Origin of the sequence: Thiorhodovibrio winogradskyi (assembly GCF_036208045.1) — a bacterium.
Classification (GTDB): domain Bacteria; phylum Pseudomonadota; class Gammaproteobacteria; order Chromatiales; family Chromatiaceae; genus Thiorhodovibrio; species Thiorhodovibrio winogradskyi.
Genome location: NZ_CP121472.1, coordinates 503,237 through 520,441 on the forward strand (window position 1 = coordinate 503,237; position 17,205 = coordinate 520,441).

Annotated in this window: 6 protein-coding genes and 1 pseudogene; 6 read left to right on the plus strand and 1 reads right to left on the minus strand. The window is 58.8% G+C overall.

All coding sequences use genetic code 11. From position 1 onward, the window contains the following. Positions 1-108: 108 nt before the first annotated feature. The 3 genes from Thiowin_RS02495 (at position 109) to Thiowin_RS02505 (ending at position 10,557) form a co-directional block, all read left to right on the plus strand. Positions 109-1,131, plus strand: coding sequence for a class I SAM-dependent methyltransferase (locus Thiowin_RS02495; protein ID WP_328986170.1), 1,023 nt, complete (start codon positions 109-111; stop codon positions 1,129-1,131). Further along, positions 1,128-3,545 carry a glycosyltransferase family 4 protein gene (locus Thiowin_RS02500; RefSeq protein WP_328986171.1) on the plus strand — a complete coding sequence of 806 codons (2,418 nt, stop codon included), beginning with the start codon at positions 1,128-1,130 and terminating at the stop codon, positions 3,543-3,545. Before Thiowin_RS02495 ends, Thiowin_RS02500 begins: the two co-directional genes overlap by 4 nt. A gap of 784 nt (positions 3,546-4,329) precedes the next feature. Further along, positions 4,330-10,557 (plus strand): DUF4214 domain-containing protein, encoded by a 6,228-nt coding sequence (locus Thiowin_RS02505; RefSeq protein WP_328986172.1) that lies wholly within the window; start codon positions 4,330-4,332, stop codon positions 10,555-10,557. 1,394 nt (positions 10,558-11,951) lie between these two features. Here Thiowin_RS02505 and Thiowin_RS02510 read toward each other — a convergent pair. Continuing rightward, on the minus strand, positions 11,952-12,491 hold the full coding sequence (locus tag Thiowin_RS02510) for an REP-associated tyrosine transposase (RefSeq protein WP_328988188.1): 540 nt from the start codon (positions 12,489-12,491) through the stop codon (positions 11,952-11,954). Between the two features lie 915 nt (positions 12,492-13,406). On the opposite strand from Thiowin_RS02510, the gene Thiowin_RS02515 reads away from it, so the two are divergent. The 3 genes and pseudogenes from Thiowin_RS02515 (at position 13,407) to Thiowin_RS02525 (ending at position 17,097) form a co-directional block, all read left to right on the plus strand. Further along, positions 13,407-13,574, plus strand: coding sequence for a hypothetical protein (locus Thiowin_RS02515; protein WP_328985932.1), 168 nt, complete (start codon positions 13,407-13,409; stop codon positions 13,572-13,574). A gap of 122 nt (positions 13,575-13,696) precedes the next feature. Next, positions 13,697-14,771: pseudogene (locus Thiowin_RS02520) on the plus strand (reverse transcriptase domain-containing protein). A 1,009-nt stretch (positions 14,772-15,780) separates the two neighbouring features. Beyond that, on the plus strand, positions 15,781-17,097 hold the full coding sequence (locus Thiowin_RS02525; RefSeq protein WP_328986173.1) for a hypothetical protein: 1,317 nt from the start codon (positions 15,781-15,783) through the stop codon (positions 17,095-17,097). Positions 17,098-17,205: the final 108 nt, after the last annotated feature.

Here is a 17,205-nt window from a genome sequence, read left to right on the forward strand (position 1 = left end):
ATCACAGGCGCGACCATACCAGAATCCGCGCGGATCCGGTATAGTTCGCGCCTGCCATCGCCGCCCTGCCAGGGTTAAACGCCGCCTCGCTCAAGCGCCACCGCCGTCATGCAAGCCCTCTCCACCGCCGTCGCTCCCTTGGTCGAGTATCTGCGCCAGCATCCGCGGGCTGGCGCCGACTTGGTCGAGCAATGCCGCGCGCTGCCGGCGATCGAGCGGGCGCTCCTGGATGCCTTTGGCGTGCGCGTCACCGCACCGGACTTTACCCGTCAAGTGCAAACCCGCACCAGCCCCGCCCTCCTTGAGCGACTGCTGCGCCGCATCCTCGACCAATGGGAACAACTGGGGCAGCGCGAGCCGCACTGGTCGGTCCTGACCCACGCCGAGTACTACCAGGAGCGGCTCGACAGCGCCACCCTGGCCAATTTCTACAACACCGGCCGCATCGAGGCCGGGCGTCTGGCCCTGTTGCGCGATTGTTTCAACCTCACCCCGCCCGGCTCTGACCTGATCGACTTTGGCTGCGGCGTCGGGCGCATTGCCACCCACCTGCTGGAGCAGGGCTACCGGGTGCTTGGCGTCGACATCTCGGCGGGTAACCTGAGTGCCGCCCGCCAACATCTCCAGGCGGCGGGGCATAGCTTCACCACCCTGCATCTGCGGGACATGGCGGCGCTCGACGCCCTGCCGCGCGCCTCGGTGGTCTTTAGTTATGGCACCTTGCAGCACAATCCGCCGCCCGTGCAGCGCTACCTGCTCGCGCGCCTGTTGCGGCAACTGCGCCCCGGCGGCATTGCGCTCTTCCAGTTACCCACCTATCAACCAGGATACAGGTTCGAGGTCGCCTCCTACCTTGCCGACCCGCCGCGAACGCTCATGGAAATGCATTGCCTGCCCATGTCCGCGGTGCTCGCCACCCTGCGCGGCGCCGGCATGGCACTGCTCGACGTGCAACAGGACGACTGGACCGGTGGCGACTTTCAAAGTCACAGCTTTCTCGCCGTCAAGCCGGACGAGGCCGCCGCATCCGACCCGCCCCGGCCGTTCTCCCAGTCCTTCTCCCAGTCCTTCTCCCGACCCTCTCCCAATCCTTCTCATAGTGGTTCCAGCGCATCGGCCCCAAGTGCATGAAAATCGCTCTGATCGCCCCTAGCCCCGTGCCCTTCGCCATTGGCGGGGCTGAAAACCTCTGGACCGGCTGGCTCGCCGCCCTCAACGCCGAGCCCGGCGTGCAGGCCGATCTCATCAAGCTGCCCTCGCCCGAGCGCGACTTCTGGGAGATCGCCGCCAGCTACCGCCGCTTTGCCGAACTGGACCTGACCCACTTCGACCGCGTCATCAGCACCAAATACCCGGCCTGGATGGTCGCTCACCCCGATCACCACCTCTTCCTGCAGCACAAACTGCGCGGTCTCTACGACACCTGGCCCGCGCGCCTCGACACGCGCGTGCACTGCGACCATCCCAGTGTCACTCGCCTGCTGCGCCTGCTGGCCAGCGCGCGCGGGCGTCGCGCGGCCCTGGCCGACATGTTCGCCGCGCTTGACGATCTTCGCGCCGTCGCGCCCGCGCTGCCTCCAGCGCTGTTCCATCTCCCCGGCGCGCTCATCCGCACCCTGGTGCATGAACTCGATGCCATCGGTCTGTCCAAGACCGCCATTCGCCGCTACGCCGCCATCTCCGCCACCGTGGCCGCGCGCGCGGACTACTTCCCGCCCGAGGTCGACCCCAGTCGGGATGTGGCCATTCATCATCATCCCAGTCTGCCGCGTCCGCTGGCCGAGCCGCATCCGGACATGCCCCCGGGGGCGATCTTCACCGCCAGCCGGCTTGACGCGCCCAAGCGCATCGACTGGATTATCCGCGCCTATCTCAAGGCCGGGCTCGAGCGGCCGCTCGCCATCGCCGGCGACGGTCCCCAGCGGCAGGCTTTGTTCCAGCTGGCCGGTCAGCATCCCGGCATTCGCTTGCTCGGGCGCCTGACCGACGCCCAGCTTGCCGCCGCCTACCGCGACTGTGCCTACGTGGTCTTTGTGCCGGACCGCGAGGACTACGGCCTCATCACCCTGGAGGCGCTGCAGGCCGGCAAGCCCGTGATCACCCTGAGCGACAGCGGCGGCACCACGGAACTCATCCGCGACGGCCACAACGGCCTGATTGCCGCGCCCAACGAAAAATCCCTGGCCACCGCCATGAGCCGGCTCGGCGCGGACAGCTCCCTGCGCGAGCGCCTCGCCGCCGCCGCCGCGCCCAGCGTCGCCCACATCTCCTGGCCAGGATTGGCCCGCGCCTTCGTCCATCCCCAGCCGCGCATCCTGGTGGTCAACACCTTCAGCATTCATCCGCCGCGTAATGGCGGTCAATTGCGCATGTTCCAGCTCTATCGCCAGCTTGCCGCCGGAGCCGACCGGGGTGCTGGCCGGGGTGCCGACCGGGGTGCTGGCCGGGGCGCCGACCTGCGCCTGGTTAATCTATGCCACGCCAATGCCCTACCAGGTCAACGCGCGCTCGCTCCCGGCCTGGTCGAGCATGTCATTCCCATGAGCCCCGCCCACGCGCGTGCCGAGCGCGCCCTGCAAGGCCAGCTTGGTGCATCCTGCGGAGATATCGCCGCCCTGCTGCATCCGGAGCTGACCCCCGCCTGGCTCGCGGCCATCGCCGATGGCTGCGCCTGGGCCGACTGCGTCATTGCCTGCCATCCCTATGCCTACCCGGCAATACGCCGCCTTTGGGATGGACCCGTGGTCTATGAATCCCTGAATGTCGAACTCGACCTCAAGCGCGCGATCTACCCCGAGGCCGCCGCTGTCCTCGAACAGATCGAACGCATCGAGGGAGACTGCGCCCGCCAGGCCCCGCTCGTCACCTGTTGCAGTGAGCAGGACGCCTCGCGCATGGCCCAGCTTTACGGGCTGGCGACCCCGCCGATTGTCGTGCCCAACGGCGTCGATGCCGGCAGTTATGCGTCGCCCTCACACCAGGCCAGCCAGGCTCTGCGCCAGCGTCTTGGACTTGGCGACACCCAGGTGGCGCTCTTTGTCGGTAGCCTGCACGGCCCCAACATCGCGGCCCTGCGCGCGCTCTATCCCATCGCCAAGGATCTGCCGGACCTGCTCTTCGTCGTCCTTGGTAGCGTGTGCGAGGCTGCCGATCTCGCGCCCCCACCCGCCAACCTCTGTCTGATCGGGCGAGTGAGCGACCAGGAACTGCGCGTCTGGCTTGCCGCGGCCAGTGTCGGCATCAACCCCGTGGAGACCGGCTCGGGCACCAACCTCAAGCTGCTGGAATATGCCGCCGCGGGACTGCCCATTCTCAGCACGGCCTTTGGCGCGCGCGGCGGCATCCTGCAAGCTGGGGAGCACTTCGTTCAGGCACCCTTGGCGGAGTTTTCCGCCGCCTTGCGGGAACTGCTGTCGCCAACCGCCGCTGTCGAACGCGCCAGACGTGCCGAGCGCGCCCGAGCCCGCGCTCGCGAGCGGGGAGACTGGCGGCGTATTGCCGCCGACTATGGCCTAGCCCTCTCCGGCGTGATCAACCCAGGCTAGGATGTCAAACACGCCTGTTGCTTTTGAGCGACAAATTTCTGTGTTTGTGACGAAAAGCACAAATATTTCAGAGACGGTGTTGACAGCCTTATTAGGTGCGCTATACCCTAGCGCGGAACATTGGGCGAGAAAGTCGCGCCCCGGCTTTACCGGTCTTAAACCCGTGCCCTCATCACGCCAACCCAGCCCAGTCAAACAAACCCAGTCAAACAAGCCCAGTCAAACAAGCCGAGCCAACCCAGCCAAGTCAAACGAGTCGAGCCAACCCAGCCCAGTCGAACAAGTCGAGCCATCATTTCAGCGCGACCAGCAACCAGATTCCCGATACCCGTGTTATCTATCAGCTCGAATTCTTTACGGTTGTGCCTCACCTCGTCCGGTCAGGCCGCTTCATGCTGGATGCATCATGCCGGCAACATCAAGGCAGGCCTCAGCCGATCACGCTCCAGTCGATCAGGCTCCGCCCAAACAATCACGCCGCGCCCGGCGGCAGGTTGCGATCCGCGCCTCCCCCGCGAATCGCATTTTCTTGCAACCCGACCGCGCGGTCCGCGGCCACCCCCCCTTGACAATCTTAGTTTCCAAGATCATCACCAGCGCAAGCGCACTGGTGTATAATCGATGGTTAACCCAGTTTAGTTTGTGATTTCCACGCTTAAGCAAAGAGGATAGCATCATGGCACTTGACACCGTCGTTGCCCAAAACATCTCCTGGATCTACATCGGCGCCTTCCTGCGTCCACCCACCCCCTCGTCCAACCCGGCTTTCAACGATCCCACTGGCTTGGAGTTTTGGACCGAACAGTGGTTCAATCCAGCCAGCATTTACTACCAGGATTACGATGCAATCGCTTCCGCCTTCGTCGCATCGACGGAGTTCGCGCAAAGATACGGTAGCAACCTGACCGACGCCGACTTTGTCTCCCAGCTTTACCGCAACATGCTTGGCCGCGAGCCCGAGGAAGGAGGTCTGGATTTCTGGACCGAGCAGCTTGCCGCCGGTCGCTCGCGCGGCGAGATCCTGACCGACTTCGCCTTCTCGCCAGAAAATCAGGCAAATTTCGCCAATCAGCAGTTCGTCGACAGCGCTGACAGCTTTATCGCGGCCACCAACGCGGGAGAAACCCCGGATGACTGGCTGGTCGGCAACCCATCGCTCGACCCCGGCAAGGAAGTGCCCAATCAAAACACCTTCACCCTGACCGAGAAGGTGGTCACCTCCTCAACCTACGCCCTCGACGGGATCGACTTCACCAGCCTGCAGGAAATGCTGGCCTACGCGGCGGAATACCGGAACCTGACCGCCCAAGACCAGCCAGAAAGCGCCGCGGGCGGCCTCAATATCAACGTTGACGAGGACGTGGCCTGCTGTTTTGATACCGAATTCCTGTGGCAGATTGAACAGCTGGCTGAAGACGTCGACACAGCCATCGGCGGCAATTCCGATACCGCTGACGACGGCATCATCAACACCGTCAACTTCCTGCCCGCTCACCTGACGACCAGCCGTGCCAACGAAGCGGTCATGGAAGCTGGTCTGACCGGCGACATGGACAACATCATCATCGCCGGCACCCCCTACCCGCTGCATCAGGCCTACATCAACGGTGGTGGCGGCTACAACGTGCTGGAAGTGGACATGAAAGGTCCATTTGCCCAGCCCAAGCAGCTCTACAACATCCAGGAAATCCGCGTCCAGAACCTCACCAACTACTACGATGTCGATGGCGACGACTACGACAACCTGCTGATCAATGTATTCGATGGCGCGGTCGACAGTATTTTCGATGTCTCGCGCGCGCGCGATCTCGTGAGGCTCGTGATCACCGAATCTGGCTCGGACGGCGCGCTGACCCTGCTCGGTGTGCAAAATTATGCCACCGCCCGTTTCGAGGGTAACTTCGAGCAGGACGTCACCCTCCACTACGGCGCTGGGCAAGGCGACGAACTCCAGCTCGAGATGGCCAATGTCACCTCAACCGGGGTCATTGGTATCGCCCACAACGTGGGTGCCCTGGAAATCTTCTCCGAGGGCCGTTCCAACGTCCTCGAGAATGTGAACTTCGGCACCTACTTCCAGCAACTGACCGTGACAGGCACGGCCTTGCTGGCGATCGAGGGAGACCTGAATTTCGCCTGGGGCGAAGCCTACATTGATGCGTCCGAAAACACGGGCGGTCTGCGAGTGAACGTCGCCGACCTGGGTGACGATGGCTTGGATACCGTTGTCATCATGGGCTCTCAGGCCAATGACGCCATTGAGCTTGAAGGCGTAAACGATGGTGCGCTGGTCAACATCAACACCAATACTGGTAATGATCGCCTGACGATTACCGAGGGTCTCAGCGCCGGTGCTGGCTCCGTACTGACTGGCGAAAACCTGACTGTCACGGTCGAGGCCGATGCCGATCTTCGTCTGGCGGACATCAGCGGCGTCGCGCGCTTCGTCATTTCCGCCGATGGTGGCTTGCTGCTGACACAGGCGCAGGTCCAAGCGCTGGGAGCGGCAGTTTTCGCCGCCGATCACAACGACATTCCGGTCCTTTCGATCGAAGTCAGCGAGGCGGGCACCGTCTTGTCCGACCTGATCGATCTGACCGCGCTCGACAGCGACGTCAAGCTGGCCTTTAACGTTCTGGCGGGTGCCAGCCTCGACCTGACCGCGGAAGAACTCCATACCTATGTCGCGAACAATGGAATCGTGGGCGAGGGTGTGGTCAATCTGACCGAGGTTGGACTTGGCTTCGATCCTGAGAACGTAGCCGGTATTGTCATCGGCGAGGGCGTCGGTACGATCGATCCTGACTTTGAAGGAACCCTTAACGTTACCCGAACGGCGGATGGATTCGAGCGTCCAGTCGCCGCGGCAGACACCGACATTCTGCTCATTGACACCACGGATACCGGTGGGGTAACCGTTAACGCAAACGACCTGCAAGACATAGTCGACGACGAGGACGAATTCTCCACTCTCGCCGAGACCGTTGTGATCAAGGGCAGCGACGACATTACCTTCAATGTGCCGGTCGAGATGCTGGCGGACGGATTCAGCCTCGACTTCTCCGAACTGACCGGCGGGCTGAACGATCTCACCATTGATAAGTTCAACAACGTTGCGGAAGTCATCGGCAACGGTGCTGGTGAGCGCATTGACGTCATGCTCGAAGGCGATGTCGCGGAGGAGGGAGCGGACACCGGTCTGCTCACTTCCGGTGTCGCGACCTATGTCGTCGTGGATATCGACGACTCCGAGAACGACGATGGCGACGATGACGAGGATACCGTCAGCTTCCACTTGTGCGACAACACCCAAGGTGTCACCACGATCGGCTTGCAGGGCAACATGGGTAAGACCCTGACCTTCACCAATGTTCCTTGGGGCGCGGTCAACCCGACCATCCTGTTCGAGGGCGACGGTTACGGTAACTGGGACGAACTGCCCAAGGCAGCCGGCAACCCGGATGAGTCAAACGTCGGCACCATTGTTACTGAATACTTCTTTGATGGTGCACCGGCCAGGGTACTGATGAACAATCAGGGCAACGCTCCAGGCCAGACCAGCACCGGCGAGCCGCGGCCCATCGCGGTTGACAGCATCACGCTGGACAATGCCAAAAGCGTCGAGATCACCATAGAGGATGGCAACGGCATCATCTACAACCTGACCGATAATGGCAGCGGCGAGGGCCTCGAGGACGTCACCATCATCAGTGGCGCTGACGTGACCCTGCACCTGGATGGGCAGGAACGCGCGAACGACCCCGATGGTGACTGGTTCGATAGCATCGACGCGAGCGCGGTTGATGGAACCATGACCTTGCATGTGGAAGGTGACGTCGACTTCAGCGGCACCGAATTGACTGGCATTGAGTCCGTGGTTCTGGAAGATGGCGTGACCGTCACCATGACCATCGCCCAGATCAACGACATTGGCGTGGCCAATATCATGGTCGAGAATGAAGACGACGAAGCGACCCTGAACATTGGCGAGTACGATGGCTCGGCCTTCGACTTCAGCAGCCTGGAGATGGATGGCATTGAGGTCGATACTGTCACCTTTGTTGCGGACATGGATATCACGGTGGATGCCACCACAGACTTCACCGGCATTGATGTGCTGGTTGTGCCAGAAGGCACCAACGTCGTGATCTCCGCCGTGCAATTCAAGCAATTGGTAGAGGGTGGCGCGACCATCGTCACCGAAGGAGTTCCTGGCGATGATGACCAAGGCACGGTGACCGTCGATCTCGACGGCGACCTAGAGATTGGCGCGGATGACCTGGCCACCATGCTCAACGGGCTGGATCGTGCCAACCTGACCTTTGCCATGGCCGATGGCGAGACCCTCGACGTTAGCTCATTCGCCTTGGCCGATGGTCTGCAGGTGACGGGTGAGGACGGCGCGGCCACCACGCCGTTGGTGAACTTCAGCTTTGACAGCCCGCTCGATAACGACGCGCGCTTCAATGACACGATCGATGTGGCCGGCTATGGAACCCAGCCTGAAGACGGGCCCGGGCCTGCTGTTGACCTTCGCATCCAGGATAGTCTGCTGAATAATTTCTGGATCGACGCCGACAATAACGGCATTGAAGGGGCCGACGAAAATAGTCAATCCATCGAAGATTTGCTCGAGAACTTGGAGAGTGCGAACATCCTCAACATCTACCGCGATGAGGTGGATGAAGAACTTGATCCGCGTGATCGGGATGTCGTGGTTGAATCCAACGCGGTTCCTGAAGGTATTGAATTCAGTGCCGAAGGGGCACTGGCGGATTATGTACGTTCGATTGATCTCACCCTGGAAGCCGACGCCGACAACTCCGCTAGCATCGACGGAGACCTGTTGGTCAACGACGGTCTTGTTGAAGAGAACTTCACCCTGCTCACGATTCACACGGTTGATACCGATGGAGCGGCTGCCGATCCTGTGACCATCAACGGTGACATCTACAGCGAAGGCGACGATGGCGCTGGCAACGATGGTGACCTGCTGACAGCAACCATCAACGCGGCGGTGGATCTCGTGATGAGCGGTAGCCTGATCTTCAGCGCGCTTGAGGCAGGCGGCGAAGCGACGCTCAAAGTCGCAGGCGATGCCGATGTGACCATGAAGTCGGTCGATGCAGGGTTCAATGTCGCCGCCGTGACTTTCGATACCGCGGGTTACACCGGTACCCTGACCCTGACCGGCGGCTCCGATGCCATTGAGATGGGCGATGCGGCTTCACTAGTGTTCTCGGGCAGCGGCGACATCGTGCTCGACACCGATGACGGCGCGGGGAATAACGGAATCGAAGGTGACGACCTCACGAGCATCGACGCAAGCGAGCACACCGGCAGCCTGACCCTGAGCGTGATCGAGTCTGTCTCCGAGACTGACTTTACCTTCACAACGGGCACCGGCACTACCACGGCCACCCTCAGTGCCATCCTCGAGGCTGATCCGGATGCCGATCCGGCAGAGCCGGGCTGGTCGCTGAATGTTGGTGCCAACACGACCTTAACCCTGAGCGGCAGCACCTTCAATTCCGGTGCACTGGCCATCGCTGGGGCGGGCACTGTGGTCTTCGACGGCGACGGCAATGAGGTTGACCTGACGGGCTTGGTCGATGTTGATGGCAATTCCTTGCTGAATTTCAGCTCCGACACCACCATCGAACTGGCTCCCGATACCCAGCTGTCCTTGACCGCTGAGCAGCTCAACGATTTGAACGAGGCCGGCGTGACCTTCACCAAGCAGCCCTTCGATGAGGGTGAGGGTGAAACCGAGGCCGTGATTACTGTCACGGGTGTCAACGGAGACCTGACCGCCGCCAATGAGGATCTAGACGAGGATCTGGATCTCACCCAGGCAGACGAATTGGTACTCTCAGGTGATGCGACCTTGACGGGTGAGCAAGTCTCTGGCAGGGAGGTGACGGGTAACTTCAATCTCACTCTGACCGAAGTGACGGCAGATACCGACCTCACTGGTGTTGATGTCGGTGGAGATCTGATCGTCCAAGCAGGCGATGCGGAAACGGAACTGACCCTTGCCGCGACGGCAATCAGTGGTATCACCATGACAGTTCAAGGGGCCGCGCTTGGCGTCCTGACCGTCTCAGGTGTCGAAGACGTTGTTATCGCAGAAGGCGAAGCCAACGAAGGAGATATCGATGCGGACTTCTCCAACCTCACGGTCGATCTGTTTGATGACGACGACCCCGCGACGGATGAAGAGGTTGTGTTTGAGCTGGATTCCACCGGTGACCAGCACCTCAATGGCGCTGACTTTGGTGCGTTACTGGGCCACGGGACGAGATGGTTGGACATCAGCGGCACTGGCACAGTGACGGAAGAGAACGAAGAGCTAACAACCGGCGGTTCGATTGAGATCGGAGAAAACGCGACCGTATCCGTGACTGCAGAGAGGTTAAACGTTGGTGGTGTCGCTGCCGCAGTTGATGCGGGCGAAGGCAGGCTGGAGGTGAACGACCTTGGCGCTGCCGTGGTGACAGTCGATACCGATATCGCGTTCGAAAACGTGAACTACGAGATGACGTTTACCGATCAAGCCGGTACTGAACTTGTAACCATCCAGAACTTCACGGCAGATTCCGCTACGGCGCAAGACATCCTGAACTTCTCCGCAGCACTGCCTGAAGGCGCTGATCATGACATGACGAAGTTGGAATCATTGATTAGTACCGTCAATCAGACAGGCTCCAACAGTATCGTTGTGCTGGCTATCGAGGATGGAGGAGCCCTTCAGACGGTTGATAGCGCAGCTCAGCTAGCTACAGCTCTGACGGATGGCGGCGTTTTTGTCGATGGCGTCACAGCTAATTTCGGCTTCGATGGTACAAGGATCTTCATGGCCGAGGACGCCGCTGGCAACACTGATGTCTATCTCTGGGAAGACAGCGTTGGTGGTGATGGTGTAGTTCAAGATGGAGAATTGTCATCGGTAGCTACAATTGAAGCGGTGGGTGTGGCAAGCTTTGTTGACGGAAACTTTGCGATCGCTTAATCCAACTGCTTTGAGCAAGGGAAATGGGTAAAGTGATCGTTGTAAAACGGTGAAGACCGGGTAAGCACCCCGGCTGGTCACGATACCCATTGGCAAAACAACCCCGCTCCCGAATCCTCGGGGCGGGGTTTTTCATTTGGGAATTGCAGGGACGGGAATTGCAGGGACAGTATACTTAATTCTCCTCAATGATCTCGCTGGCTACCGGAATTCCGGGGACATAGGATTTAAAGTGGACTTAAAGGGGCCATGTCCGAATACATTTTCGAGCTACTCACCGGGCGCGGCACATGCCAAGCCCGGCACCCCTTGACCTGAAGGGCACGGATGCCCGCACCCTTTTCCAACCCCGCTCCCGTTCATTCGGGGCGGGGTTTTTCGTGTTTGGAGTTGGCGTGGCGCGCCGTTCGCGGCGAAAGCCGCTCCCACTCTCACCCACGCCACCAAATCGGCTAAACTCCCCTCATGACAGCTGACACCCAAATGCCCGATAACGGCGCGCGCTGGAATTGCAGGGACAGTATACTTAATTCTCTTCAATGTTCTCGCTGGCTACGAATCAATATGGTCATACGAATTAATAGCAAGGTAGGATGGGTTGAGCGCGAGCGAAACCCATCACACCCCAAGCCTGAGCACAACTCAAACGCCCCTGTGGAAACACCGGGGCGTTTTTTTTTCGTGCTGATTTGGTGCCATCGGGCGGGAATGATGGGTTTCGCTTCGCTCTACCCATCCTACGGTGACGGGGTCAATCGTCTTCGTCGGGGGGGGAGCGTGAATGGTCCGATGGTGTCGGCACACCAATTGGGGGGATAAATGCCTTGGGAATTGCAGGGACAGTATACTTAATTCTCTTCAATGTTCTCGCTGGCTACGAATCAATATGGTCATACGAATTAATAGCAAGGTAGCAAGGTAAGATGGGTTGAGCGCGAGCGAAACCCATCACACCCCAAGCCTGAGCACAACTCAAACGCCCATGTGGAAACACCGGGGCGTTTTTTTTTGCGTGCTGATTTGGTGCCATCGGGCGGGAATGATGGGTTTCGCTTCGCTCTACCCATCCTACGGTGACGGGGTCAATCGTCTTCGTCGGGGGGGAGCGTGAATGGTTCGATGGTGTCGGCACACCAATTGGGAATTGCAGGGACAGTATACTTAATTCTCTTCAATGTTCTCGCTGGCTACGAATCAATATGGTCATACGAATTAATAGCAAGGTAGCAAGGTAGGATGGGTTGAGCGCGAGCGAAACCCATCACACCCCAAGCCTGAGCACAACTCAAACGCCCCTGTGGAAACACTGGGGCGTTTTTTTTTCGTGCTGATTTGGTGCCATCGGGCGGGAATGATGGGTTTCGCTTCGCTCTACCCATCCTACGGTGACGGGGTCAATCGTCTTCGTCGGGGGGGAGCGTGAATGGTCCGATGGTGTCGGCACACCAATTGGGGGGATAAATGCCTTGGCGCACGGCGCGATGGAATGACGAATGCGGCCACTTGCCCGGTTGCTTGACGTATCCGTGCCGCACCGGGTTGAAATGGATGTAATGGAATCGGTTGTTGAATCCCCGTTGGTCGCGGACGCTATGTTCCCAAAACCGCCGCTGCCAAATCCCGCGCTCGCCCTTGGCTTGACGGCTGGCCGACAACCGTTCGCCCGGGGGGATTGTGCGCGAAAACGCCGCCTTGATTAGCCGCCAACGGGTACTGTAATCCCAATCCCCCGGCGGCAACGTCCACAACGCATGCAAATGATTGGGCATGATCACAATGGCGTCGATGGCGAACGGATGCGCCGTCATCACCGCGCGAAACACCGCGCGTAACGCGCCGACCTGTTCCACCAGCAACCGACTTTCCGGATCGCGCAACTTCACCGTGAAAAAATACGTCCCGCCCGCCACCCGCATCCGCCGATAATTCGTCATGGCATCTCCCTCCCATCCGTTATTTCCCGACAACATGCCCAGCTCCCGTAGCAAGGGAGGAATTGCAGGGAATTGCAGGGACAGTATACTTAATTCTCTTCAATGTTCTCGCTGGCTACGAATCAATATGATCATAAGAATTAATAGCGAATTAATAGCAAGGTAGGATGGGTTTGGGCTTAAAGGAGCCAGGTTCGAATTCATTTTTAAGCCACCCACCGGGCGCGGCACATGCCAAGCCCGTCACCCCTGACCTGAAGGGCACGGATGCCCACACCTTTTTCAAACCCCGCTCCCGTTCATTCGGGAATTGCAGGGACAGTATACTTAATTCTCTAAAATGATCTCGCTGGCTACGAATCAATAAGGTCATACGAATTAATACGAATTAATAGGGCCAGTGCGGCCTGGCAAGGCCGCGTGTTCTAGCGGGTTAGAGTCCCGCCTGGGTCATCGTGAGCCGCGAGCCCAGTATCAAGTCTTGCGGCGCGAAGGGTAACTGACGCGACGATGCGTAGGCGTGAAAACAGGCGAGGTGCAAAGGTAACGGGTGAAGCCGACCCTGAAGGTGTAGAGCCCCGAAAATTACGTTGGAGAGTGCCGACGGGTTTGGCCCCCCGGCAGGCAACAATGCATGTCGCGTCACTGGTCAGTGGCATGGATACTCCCCGGGGTCCGAGGCCGTGTCGAGCCTTATATTGAGAGCACGTGGTAACCAGGGAGATCCGTGCATCGGTCCGCTGGAGGCGGGCACCGGCGAACAAGTGTAAAAAGCGAGGACGCCGGCGGTGGTGCACGGAAGTCGGAGCCACTCGTAAGAGCGATGACGCCCGGTAATGCGGGTCGAGCATAAGGGGTGGCGGTCTGAGATAACGTGACAGTGACACACGTCCCTACGCTGAGAGGACTAAGAGCGTGACAACCAAACTGAAACGTTTCACACTGAAGGCGCGCGAGGAACTGCGCACGCGGTTCACCTCCCTGATGGGGTTGTTGTTTGATCCCGAGGGGTTGCTTGATGAGCTTCGGACGCCAAGACGGACGCCCCGATTGGGCACAGGGCGCCCGGAGTTGATGGGGTAAGAAAGGAGGACTATGCCAAGGGCCTATTGGCTCGCTTGGAGGACTTGTCGGCACGGATACGCCGACTGGGCTATCGGCCGCAACCGGTGCGGCGAACCTACATCCCGAAAGGGGACGGACGCATGCGTCCGCTGGGTGTTCCGAGTTTTGAGGACCGTCTGGTGCAGGATCGCCTCAGCCAAATCTTGCAGGCCATCTGGGAGCCGGAGTTTCTGGACTGCTCCTATGGCTTTCGCCCTGGGCGCAGTGCGCATGATGCGCTACGTCGGGTCGCGGAGGTCATCACCAACGAACGGACGTTGCGGGGTGGTTGAAGCTGACATCAAAGGCTTCTTCGACCACGTCTCCCATGCCCACCTGCTGCGCTTTCTAGAACATCGCATCGGCGATCCGAACCTTCCACGGATCATCGAGCGGTTTCTGAAAGCCGGCATCATGGAAGATGGCGTATTTGCAGCCAGCGTCGAAGGGACGCCGCAAGGCGGATTGGTCTCGCCCGTACTGAGTAATATCTACCTGCACTACGTGCTCGACCTTTGGTTCGAGAAGCGTTTTGCAAAGCAGTGCGCGGGCAAGGCCTACCTGATTCGCTACGCCGATGACTATGTGGCCTGCTTCACGCACGAGGTCGACGCCCGCGCCTTTCTCACCGAAATGCAAAAGCGCTTGGCCGAGTTCGATCTGGAGATCGAGCCGAGCAAGACGGCGCTGCTGCAATTTGGCAGTGCCCTGTTGACATCAAGAGGGCTTGGACGCTCGCGGGTGCAATACCAAGGACCACGCACCTTCAGCTTCCTCGACTTCACCCATTATGTGGGTCGGAGTCGGACGGGGCGCTTCGTTGTTGGTCGCAAAACCGACGGCAAGCGCCTGCGCAAGAAGCTCAAGGCCCTCAACGACCGCCTGCGGGAGATGCGTACTGAGGGAGGGAACGCCATGGTGGCGTTTCTTGCGAGGCATCTGCAAGGACACATTCAGTACTATGGTGTCAGCGGTAACAGTCGCGGGCTGTCGAGCTACATCTACTTTGCCCAACGGCTGCTGTTTACGTGGCTAAACAGGCGAAGCCAGAAGCGCTCGCTTAACTGGAAGCAATTCTCGGCCTACATACGCCGCCTCCTGCCCAAGGCAGAAATTCGCCACAACCTTTACCCCGTCCCTTGGTGGATGACTCAGACTGGGAGCCGGATGGTGTAACACTCCAAGTCCGGTTCTGCGAGGAGCCGGGTAACAAAGCTGCGCATGGTCATAATATTGTGGCACCGCCGGGAAACCAGGCGGAAACAGAGAAAACAAACCTTGACCTAAACGCGGACAAGTTCCCGGCTTACTCTCCGGCTCAAATTACTATTGGAACCACCTAGGCAAGGACGTCCACCTCATCACTGGTAATGCGAGATCGCAGGCTTCCAGTACTCTGCGTTCACGTCTCAAGCCAATAGTGGTCAGGCTCGAATTAATTGATAGCTCTACCTCTGACCTCTACAAGATGCAACCCATCAAACCCCGCTTTTAAAAGAACTCGTGCTCTTTTATACCGGCCGATGAATGATCCAAGCCACTCCCACTCGGGTAACAATGCTTGTCCAGTGACTGTATTTGCTGGATCCAGGATTTTCACTCTCCAGCACCCCAGATCCGCGCTCTCTTGCGGAGGATTCTCTTAGGTCTCGGTTGCTCATCACAGGACAGCCGCGATGCAATTCCGCGTTTTTTCACGTATTAACACCTCAATTATCTTAAAGTGAACAGGTCGCTCCACTTTACGCAAAGCCGCGGAAATATGGGAAAGCAATATGAGGTCACAGGAATTGTGTCCTTGGGAGAAATAGGTGCTTATGCAATAGGATAGTTCATGGTTGAGCCATTACTCACGTGGGGCAGGGTGGCGGACCAAGGGGAAGCTGGTAGGCAGGAGGGAACAGAGGATGAGCTGTGTTGCCGACACCGAAATCATGGTATTCTTAATGCTGCATGGGTGCTCGCAGGGTCATGGCGGTGGCTTTTTCCCAGGTAGGACTAAGCCGGTTGCGGGGCCCTCCTGGCGCTGATTCGCAGCCTTGGCATTCAGCGTTTAAGTGTCCGGTCCGAGCAGACGTCATAGCTTTACGATAGCTAGCTTATCCTGTGATGGCCATGGCAGAGGTTCGCATCTTCACATCCCTGTAGGCCTTAGGGTCGGGTTGCATCTTATAGGAGCGTTATTATGGCTTTTTTTGGTTCCACCCCAACGACTGGTAGTGCCTTCGGCGGCTCTGGCCGTGGCGGCGGCAGCGGTTTCTTCGGTGGTGCGTCCTCAACTGGCAGCGCCATCACGACAATGAAAGAGCAAGGCACGAACCTGCTCGGCGGGGCGGGCAATGGTGAGCGGGGATCGGTCTCCGCGCAGGGCGGTTCGAGTTCTGCCGATGATGCCTTAAGTGGCTATCACTTTGTGAGTGTATCGCCGAACACAGATTATAGTATCAGCGCGAACCGCTTGGAGTTCGATCTCGATCCAAGAATGTGGGTGTTCGCGGAGTTCAATTCCTTTGGCGATTTCCAAGCTAGCGGGACGCTTGGTGTGGCAGATAACTTGACAGGAGCTACTATCAATTTCCTTGCTTCTGGTGATGATGAAATTAATCATCCTGGCCCATTCGGTGACCCATGGGTCATGGTAACCTCTCCGGATTCTGGCCGTTTAACGGTGGTTGTGACCAATTTCCTTAGCGGTGCGGACGATGGCGGCGATGGCCGTTTTGACTACCAGTTGGTTTTTTCCCCAGATGACGTCAACTATAAATTTGTTAGAAACTCGCTGGAAAAAAGCGCTGGCAGCAGCTTCTTTGGTGATTTGGCCGCAACCGGGGATGGACTCACTGGAAATGACGCCGAGCCCGGCTCCCCAGTGAACGGAAGTTCCCCAGCAGCAGGAGATCCCTGGCCTTGGCTTGTTCAAATTGGGGAAACTCTGGTGCTTCTGGATTTTGAGGACTTGCTAGAGATTGAAGAAAACACGGACGCCATTCCAGACGGTTATGGTGGCCTGAATTGGGGGGAGCTCAGCTGGGTAATCAACCCTACTATCGACGCTGACGACGGCCGCAAGTACGACGACAGCGGGTATATGGAACTGATAAAATTTGTTGAATCTGGCACTGCTTCTGCGTACAACCGCTTCGAAGAGCCGATGCTCCTCTCGGCGCCTGACAACGAGACCTTTGGTCTCTCGTCAGGTTTTTTCGCCGCTGCCTGGAACAATGGTCTAGACTTGCTAGTACAAGCGTTTCGCGATGGAGTCGAGGTTGGCAACGCCAACCTAGTGCTCAATCCACAGGATCCACAAGAGATCGATTTTGCTCAATTCGAGGGTGAAGAATTCACGAATCTGGATCAAGTCCTCATGACGAGTTCAGGGGGCACTGATGCGGGTCTTGGCGCAACTAACTCTCAGTTTACAATGGACAACTTGGTCATAATAACCGGCATGGGTGACTTCGGAGAGCTTGGTCCGGCGATGGGAGCTCCTTTCTTCGGCTGATCTAGCCTGTCCCATGAGTTGTCTTGGCTGGTGGCCGGTGAAAGTAAAGGGGTAAAGTTTGAGTAAATTTTTGAGCCAATCACCGGGCGCGGCACATGCCAAGCCCGG

Coding starts and splice junctions, on each gene's coding strand:
- Thiowin_RS02495 (WP_328986170.1), top strand. CDS start 109: ATGCAAGCCCTCTCCACCGCCGTCGCTCCCTTGGTCGAGTATCTGCGC.
- Thiowin_RS02500 (WP_328986171.1), top strand. CDS start 1,128: ATGAAAATCGCTCTGATCGCCCCTAGCCCCGTGCCCTTCGCCATTGGC.
- Thiowin_RS02510 (WP_328988188.1), bottom strand. CDS start 12,491: ATGACGAATTATCGGCGGATGCGGGTGGCGGGCGGGACGTATTTTTTC.
- Thiowin_RS02525 (WP_328986173.1), top strand. CDS start 15,781: ATGGCTTTTTTTGGTTCCACCCCAACGACTGGTAGTGCCTTCGGCGGC.